This window comes from Schnuerera sp. (assembly GCF_035459645.1).
Taxonomy (GTDB): Bacteria; Bacillota; Clostridia; order Tissierellales; family Tepidimicrobiaceae; genus Schnuerera.
Map to the genome: position 1 here is coordinate 1 of NZ_DATHXO010000392.1, position 7,454 is coordinate 7,454.

Annotated in this window: 10 protein-coding genes; all 10 read right to left on the reverse strand. The window is 31.5% G+C overall.

Going from position 1 to position 7,454, the window contains the following annotated elements:
• Window positions 1–85: 85 nt before the first annotated feature.
• Complete coding sequence (locus tag VK998_RS09230; RefSeq protein ID WP_325227835.1) at window positions 86–298, reverse strand: preprotein translocase subunit YajC; 213 nt, start codon at window positions 296–298, stop codon at window positions 86–88.
• A gap of 70 nt (window positions 299–368) precedes the next feature.
• Entirely contained in the window at window positions 369–1,487 is a 1,119-nt protein-coding gene (tgt, locus tag VK998_RS09235) for a tRNA guanosine(34) transglycosylase Tgt (RefSeq protein ID WP_325227837.1), read from the reverse strand.
• 14 nt (window positions 1,488–1,501) lie between these two features.
• On the reverse strand, window positions 1,502–2,527 hold the full coding sequence (gene queA / locus VK998_RS09240; RefSeq protein ID WP_325227839.1) for a tRNA preQ1(34) S-adenosylmethionine ribosyltransferase-isomerase QueA: 1,026 nt from the start codon (window positions 2,525–2,527) through the stop codon (window positions 1,502–1,504).
• 14 nt (window positions 2,528–2,541) lie between these two features.
• Complete coding sequence (locus VK998_RS09245) at window positions 2,542–3,915, reverse strand: SpoIID/LytB domain-containing protein (protein WP_325227841.1); 1,374 nt, start codon at window positions 3,913–3,915, stop codon at window positions 2,542–2,544.
• Between the two features lie 10 nt (window positions 3,916–3,925).
• On the reverse strand, window positions 3,926–4,135 hold the full coding sequence (locus VK998_RS09250; protein ID WP_325227843.1) for a DUF2905 domain-containing protein: 210 nt from the start codon (window positions 4,133–4,135) through the stop codon (window positions 3,926–3,928).
• A gap of 4 nt (window positions 4,136–4,139) precedes the next feature.
• Window positions 4,140–5,156, reverse strand: coding sequence for a Holliday junction branch migration DNA helicase RuvB (gene ruvB, locus VK998_RS09255; protein WP_325227845.1), 1,017 nt, complete (start codon window positions 5,154–5,156; stop codon window positions 4,140–4,142).
• A gap of 16 nt (window positions 5,157–5,172) precedes the next feature.
• Window positions 5,173–5,757 carry a Holliday junction branch migration protein RuvA gene (ruvA, locus tag VK998_RS09260; protein WP_325227847.1) on the reverse strand — a complete coding sequence of 195 codons (585 nt, stop codon included), beginning with the start codon at window positions 5,755–5,757 and terminating at the stop codon, window positions 5,173–5,175.
• 18 nt (window positions 5,758–5,775) lie between these two features.
• Complete coding sequence (ruvC, locus tag VK998_RS09265) at window positions 5,776–6,270, reverse strand: crossover junction endodeoxyribonuclease RuvC (RefSeq protein WP_325227848.1); 495 nt, start codon at window positions 6,268–6,270, stop codon at window positions 5,776–5,778.
• Between the two features lie 89 nt (window positions 6,271–6,359).
• A complete protein-coding gene (locus VK998_RS09270; RefSeq protein WP_325227849.1) occupies window positions 6,360–6,938 on the reverse strand; it encodes a BofC C-terminal domain-containing protein in 579 nt (192 codons plus the stop codon).
• 67 nt (window positions 6,939–7,005) lie between these two features.
• Window positions 7,006–7,454, reverse strand: a 449-nt coding sequence (locus tag VK998_RS09275; protein ID WP_325227850.1) for a CBS domain-containing protein, incomplete at its 5' end; no start/stop codon positions are given.

A 7,454-nucleotide genomic window follows, 5' to 3' on the forward strand; every position in this document is an offset into this window, starting at 1 on the left:
ATGCCGACGGAGCCGTCCAAAAAGACCAATTCATATATAATGTAGAACCATTAGAACATTTTGAAGCATGAAACCCGGATTGAGACTAGAGGGAAATGAAGATTATAGCAGAAAAAAGTACTCTGGCTATGAAGATCAAGCAGAATACATCACCAACCCTAAGGCTGTCTCTCATCTCTCTAATTTGTTTTTCCCTCTTCTTTTGAGGTCTTATTGCAAATACATAAAAGATGACTAAAAAAGCGATAGGTATGATAAAACCTCCTAAACTTGCTCCTCCTGCATTTGCTGCTGCCATAAAAACATCCTCCTTTTCATCTTTTCTCTATAATTAATATTCAACAAAAAAGTTAAAAACCCTTCTTTATTTAATTAATATATCCATATTTTTTATAAAACTCTTCTTTATATTCCAATAATCTATCTTCTTTAATAGCCTTTCTAATATTCTCCATCAATTTAATTAAAAAGTACAGATTATGAATTGTAGCAAGCCTTGCACCTAAAATTTCATTTACATTAAATAGATGCCTTATATAAGCACGTGAATAATTGGTACAAGTATAACAATCACATTCTGGATCCAGTTTAGAAAAATCTTTAGAATATTTAGCATTTCTAATAGTCAATCTACCTTGGCTTGTCATAACCGCACCATTTCTAGCAATCCTAGTCGGCATAACACAATCAGCCATATCAATTCCCCTTATTACTGCCTCAAACAGATAATCTGGGGTTCCTACTCCCATTAAATATCTAGGCTTATCCTTAGGTAACAAAGGTGTAGTAAAATCTAGCATCTCACACATTAAATCCTTTGGTTCCCCAACGCTTAGTCCTCCAATAGCATAACCAGGAAAACCAATATCTATGATGCCTTCAACACTTTTTTCTCGCAAATCTTTATACATACCACCTTGTATTATACCAAATAAAGCTTGTTTTTCCCAGTCTTTATGGAAATCTTTACATCTTTTTGCCCATCTAGTGGTTCTTTCCATAGATTGTTTTGCATATTCATAACTAGATGGATAAGGAGTACACTCATCAAAAGCCATCATAATATCAGATCCTAGTGAATTTTGTATCTCTATAGATTTTTCAGGACTAATAAAGTGAGTAGAACCGTCTATATGAGATCTAAACTCTACCCCTTCTTCAGTAATCTTTCTTAAATCCCCTAGACTAAAAACTTGAAAACCACCACTATCCGTTAAAATAGGTCCATGCCAATTCATAAATTTATGTAATCCACCGGCTTCTTCTATAAGCTGATGACCTGGTCTTAAAAACAAATGATAAGTATTCCCTAGTATAATTTGTGCTCCTAAACCTTTAACCTCTTCAGGAGTCATAGTCTTTACAGTCGCTTTAGTACCAACAGGCATGAAGATTGGAGTTTCTATAACCCCGTGAGGAGTCTTTAATTCGCCCAATCTTGCCAAACTCTCTTTACATTCCTTAATTAATTTAAACTCTACTGCCATTCTGTTCCTCCTCATTACTTAATAAACATTGCATCTCCAAAACTAAAAAACCTATATCTATTCTCTATAGCATGTCTATAAGCCTTCATTATAACTTCTTTCCCAGCTAAAGCGCTGACCAACATTAGTAAGGTTGACTCTGGTAGGTGAAAATTGGTTATTAAACCATCGATTATTTTAAATTCATATCCTGGATAGATAAAAATATCAGTCCACCCCTTCTGCGAAAACACCTGTCCTTCCGAGTTAGCAATAGTTTCTAAGGTCCTTGTAGTAGTAGTTCCAACTGCTACTACCTTTCTCCCACCTTCTTTAGCTTTATTGATTTTTTTAGCAGCTTCTTTAGTAAGTTCAAAATACTCCGAATGCATTAGATGTTCTTCAATATTTTGAACTTTTACTGGACGAAAAGTCCCCAAACCAACATGAAGGGTAAGAAATGCAATACTAACTCCTTTTCTTTCTATTTGCTTCAACAACTCTTCAGTAAAATGTAGACCTGCTGTAGGAGCAGCAGCTGAACCTTCATGCTTTGAATAAACAGTTTGATATCTTTCATTGTCTTCTAATTTTTCCTTTATATAAGGAGGCAAGGGCATTTCTCCTAATTCATCCAGTATTTCTTCAAATATCCCATCATAATTAAATTTTACTCTTCTAGTCCCATCTTCCCCTATATTAAGCACATCAGCAACTAATAACCCTTCACCAAAGATAATCCTATTAGAAGGTTTAACTTTTTTCCCTGGTCTTACAAGGGTTTCCCATATATCATTTTCCATTCTTCTAAGTAATAAAAATTCAATTCTTTCATCTTTCCCCTCTCTATTACCAAAAAGACGAGCAGGAATTACCTTTGTATCATTTAAAACTAAGCAGTCCCCTGGATTTAAGTAGTCTACTATATCTTTAAATATTCTATCTTCTATTTGTTCTGTATCTCTATCCAATAGGAGCAATTTTGATTCTTCTCTATCCTCAATTGGATGTTGTGCAATTAAATTATCAGGTAAATCGTAATAAAAATCTTCTGTTTTCATTTCATCATCCTCTACTAATCATTGATTATAATTTCTACTCCACTATAATAATGCATCAATATATCTTCAAAAGAATAACCCAATTCTGCCATTTTTTGGGCACCCCACTGGCTCATACCTACTCCATGACCATAGCCTTTGCCTTCTATAATAAAATCGGTATTAGTATAAGAAGTTCCTTTTGAATTATCAAAATTTGTATCTCTATTAACATATCTACTAGTTAACCCTCTAGAAGGATTCTTCCTAAAACTACCATCGATTACATAAGCAGTGTTTATATTAATCAATTGTGGGTTCGTATTACTACTATCTATTACATATAAATTTGTGATAGTTTCAACACTAGAATCTTTTTGTATAGTAAACCATGTGCTTTTCAACTCTGTTGTACCTAAAATTTCTCTAATTTGGCCTTTACTTAAAAGCTTCTCGCTTAAAGTTCCTACTATCTTTAATTGAGTCACTCGGCCATTTGAGGAAGTCTCAATAATCTCCATATCTACTACATCGCCTATATTTATACCACTATTATTAAGTCTTCTGTTTATTTCATCACTAGTCAAATTTAAACTCCAACTACTATTTGGAGCCTCTGAAGAAAAATTATCATCAACAGCAATCAAATAAGGATGACTGTTACCCCAAGCTTCCATAGAATCCTCAGTAACCCCTCCACTATTGGAATGATATAAAGCATCAATAATATCTCCATTATATGTAATTATCATTCCATAGGTTTCCTCTACAGCCCTATTAGTTTTTTCTTGTTCTCCATCCATTCCTCCATATACTTGGCAATGGGTAGTATCGCAAAGGTCGTATCCTTCGCCAATATGTTTGTTTATATTTTTTAGAGTATAAGTTCTTGCAGCTATAGCTTGAGCTTTTAAGGCTTCCATCTCAAAAGATGTAGGCATTTCCATAGGAACTACCCCGTATAAATAGTTTTCTATTTGAACATAGTTCAAAGTTATCAATTTGCCACCAACGATTTTAAAATAGACATAATCCCTATAATATCTGTCCTCTATCTTAATTCTTCTATCAAATTCGTCTTTAGAAGAAATAATTAAATCATCTTCTTGATTATATGTGAAAAGTAGATTATCTTCATTATCTGATATAATGATTTCATCCTTTTCTCCTAAACTAATTTTAATAGAATCGATATCAATAGACTCTACTTCTTGCGACAAATCATCCTTATAGAATATAAAAAATCCTTCCTCACTATATAAATTAACAAATTCAGTAGATTTTATAGGGCTTGTCAATTTAATACTCAAAAAATTATTATCTACTAGGTTAGCATGTACAAAAACATTTGGAAATATTGATCCAATAAAAATTACAATTAAAATTACAAAAATAGAAAGCCTTTTCATATTATCCCCCTTATCTTCTGAATAAATTCAACAATAAAGTCAATATTATACTAATAATTATACTAGATACAATAGGAAAGAAGAAAGTAAAATTTCCTTTTTGGATAAAAATATCACCTGGTAACTTACCTAATCCAAACTTCTCTCCAACAATAAATATTACACCTATTATAACTAAAACAATACCTATAGTTACAAACACCCGATCAAAGGAACTCATTGTATCACTCCTTTGCATCACAATAAGGAATTTTAAAATGGTCATAAACCTTTTTTGAAACTATCCTTCCTCTGGGGGTCCTATTTATAAAACCAATCTGTAATAGAAAAGGTTCATAAACATCTTCAATAGTAGTTCTTTCTTCCCCAGTAGCTGCAGATAAGGTATCAAGTCCTACAGGACCTCCATTGAAATTTTCTACCATAGTCAATAATATCTTTCTATCCACCTCGTCCAAACCTAATTTATCAATTTCTAACATTTCTAACCCTTTTTTTGCAACATTCCAAGTAATAACTCCATTTTCCTTTACCTGCGCGTAATCTCGAACTCTTTTCAAAAGTCTATTTGCAATTCTAGGAGTGCCTCTAGACCTTTTAGCGATTTCCATAGCACCTTTATCATCTATTTTGATATTTAAAATATCAGAAGATCTTTTCACTATTTTTTGCAAACTATCATCATCATATAAGTTTAAATTTAGCATAACTCCAAACCTATCCCTTAGAGGGGAAGTAAGCAATCCTGCTCTAGTAGTTGCACCAATTAAAGTAAATTTTGATAAATCTAATCTAACAGATCTAGCACTAGGGCCTTTACCTATTATAATATCTAGAGCATAGTCTTCCATAGCAGGATAAAGTATTTCTTCTACAGTCCTATTTAGTCTATGTATTTCATCGATAAACAATACATCTTCTTCTCCTAAATTAGTCAATATACTAGCTAAATCTCCAGGTCTTTCTATAGCAGGACCAGACGTAATCCTTGCATTGACTCCCATTTCATTAGCGATAATATTAGCTAAAGTCGTCTTCCCCAACCCGGGAGGACCATAAAGAAGAACATGATCTAAAGGTTCTTTCCTTTCCTTAGCAGCCTGAATGAAAATTTTTAATTTTTCTTTCACCTTTTCCTGCCCAATATATTCTTTTAACCATTTTGGTCTTAAAGTGTTTTCAGCTTCTCTATCCTCGCCTTGAATAGACCTTGAAACTATCCTTTCATCTATATTATCCATAAGTCAATACATCCCCTTATTGTTTTGAAAGCAGTTTTAAAGCTTCTCTTATAATATCTTCTGTAACCATTTTGGTAGTATCTAGTTTTCTCATTACTTTCATGACTTCACCTCTAGAATACCCTAAAGACATTATACCATGTATTGCAATGTCTGCTTCATCATTATCTTCTATTATAACCTCTTCTTCGACAATATCATCTTTGTCAATTCTATCCTTTAATTCTAATATAATCCGTGAAGCTGTTTTTTTACCTACTCCAGGTGCATTACATAGAGCATGTGAATCATTTCTTAATATGGCTAATTTAATTTGATTTGGATTTAAAGTAGATAGAACATTTAAACCTACTTTAGGCCCTACCTTAGAAACCAACAAAAGTAGATTGAACATGTCTAGCTCTTCTTCCGTAGTAAAACCATAAAGATATACTCCGTCTTCTCTTAAATTATAATAAATATACATAGTAGTTTTTTCATCAATTTGTAAATTAACCAATGAATTTTTAGAAGTATATATCCTATACCCTATTCCGTTGTTCTCAACTACTACATAATCCTCTTTAATCCTTGCAACTCTACCAATTATGTACTCATACATATTATAATCCATCCTTTATTATTTCATTTTAAAATCCTCTTTAAAATTTAGACAACTGCTATGGCAAATAGCTACAGCCAATGCATCTGCTGCATCATCTGGTTTAGGAATTTTTTTCAAATTTAATAACAGTTTTACCATTTCTTGTACCTGTTTTTTGTCTGCCCTTCCATAACCAGCAACAGCTTGTTTTATTTGTAATGGAGTATATTCATAAACTTCTAATCCTTTGTTAATAGCAGAAAGAATTTCAACTCCTCTGGCTTGTCCCACTTGGATAGCTGTTTTTACGTTTTTATTAAAAAACAACTCCTCTATTGCAAAATCATCTGGATTATATTTTTCAATTAATATTGAAAGTTCATCATATATTATCTTTAATCTTTCTGGAAATGATGTTTTAGAATCAGTTCTTATAACACCATAATCTAATACCCCATATCTATTACCTATATATTCAACAACTCCGTATCCTACTATAGCCAATCCTGGATCTATACCAAGTATTATCATATATCTCACCTTTCAAATTAAAAACATAATATATACTATATTATCATATTTTAAATTAAAAAACTAAGTTAGAATTCTAACTTAGTTTTTTAGCTAATAAAATTCTCCAACACATCAGATAATTCTTCTTCACTATCTACCCTTATCCCATCTTTTAATTTATTTTGGTCGATCTCTTTTAAAAGAGTTATAGGATAATCCTTAAATATTCTACGCAAAACTTTCTCTCCTCTTTCATCAATACCATAAATTGCAATCTTGCCTTCTGACTCTCCAATTATGTAATGGTTAGGGCATAGATGTTCTTTTTCTTCCCTTAATACTATCCTATTAGTAGAAAAGGAAATAATCTTTATATTAGGGAAATTATCCTTCATATATTCTCTATATTGTTTTTCAGTCATATTCACTATTTTTTCATCTAGCTCGTTTAATTTAGTTATATTGTGATTACATTCTTTATAATAAGTCTTTTTCTCAATAAAAACATTTGGTGAAATTCTTTCTTCTTCCTTTAATATCTCTAAATCATCATCAATTATATCATCCTCTATAATTAATGGATCTTTATTAATCTTTGGGCCCATCATCTTATAACCATATATAAAACTAATAAAGAATAAAGTGGCACAAAATAAAAATATTAAAATGGCATTTTGTTTTTTCACAAATATCCCTCCAGTACTATCTAAAGGGATATTTTTTCCATTTTACAGTATTTTATACATTTTTATATTATTTAGAAATTTCTCCTATCTTGAATCCAGCCTTTTCAATTCTTTCTATAAGTCCAACAACATCTGTAGTATCAACCCGTATTATTACCCTATATACATCCAATACTTTTGCATCTACTGCAGCAAAGTTTATTATATTTACATTCTCTTTTCTAATAACCTCTGATAACTTTGCTAGCTGCCCAGGAATATCAAGCATATTAACTACAATTCTGGTTCCCTTTTCTAAACCAAATATTTCTGAAAAAGCATTAAAAATAGAAGCATGAGTTAGAATCCCTACGAAATTCTGCATATTATCAAAAACAGGCAAAAAAGGAGTTCTCCATTCCTTCAGAAGATAAGATGCATTCTCTACATATTCATCTTCTTTTATTGATTTGAAATTTTTATTATAAAGACTTTCCACTTTAGTTTCATTTAAATATTCTTTTTTGGTTTTACCAT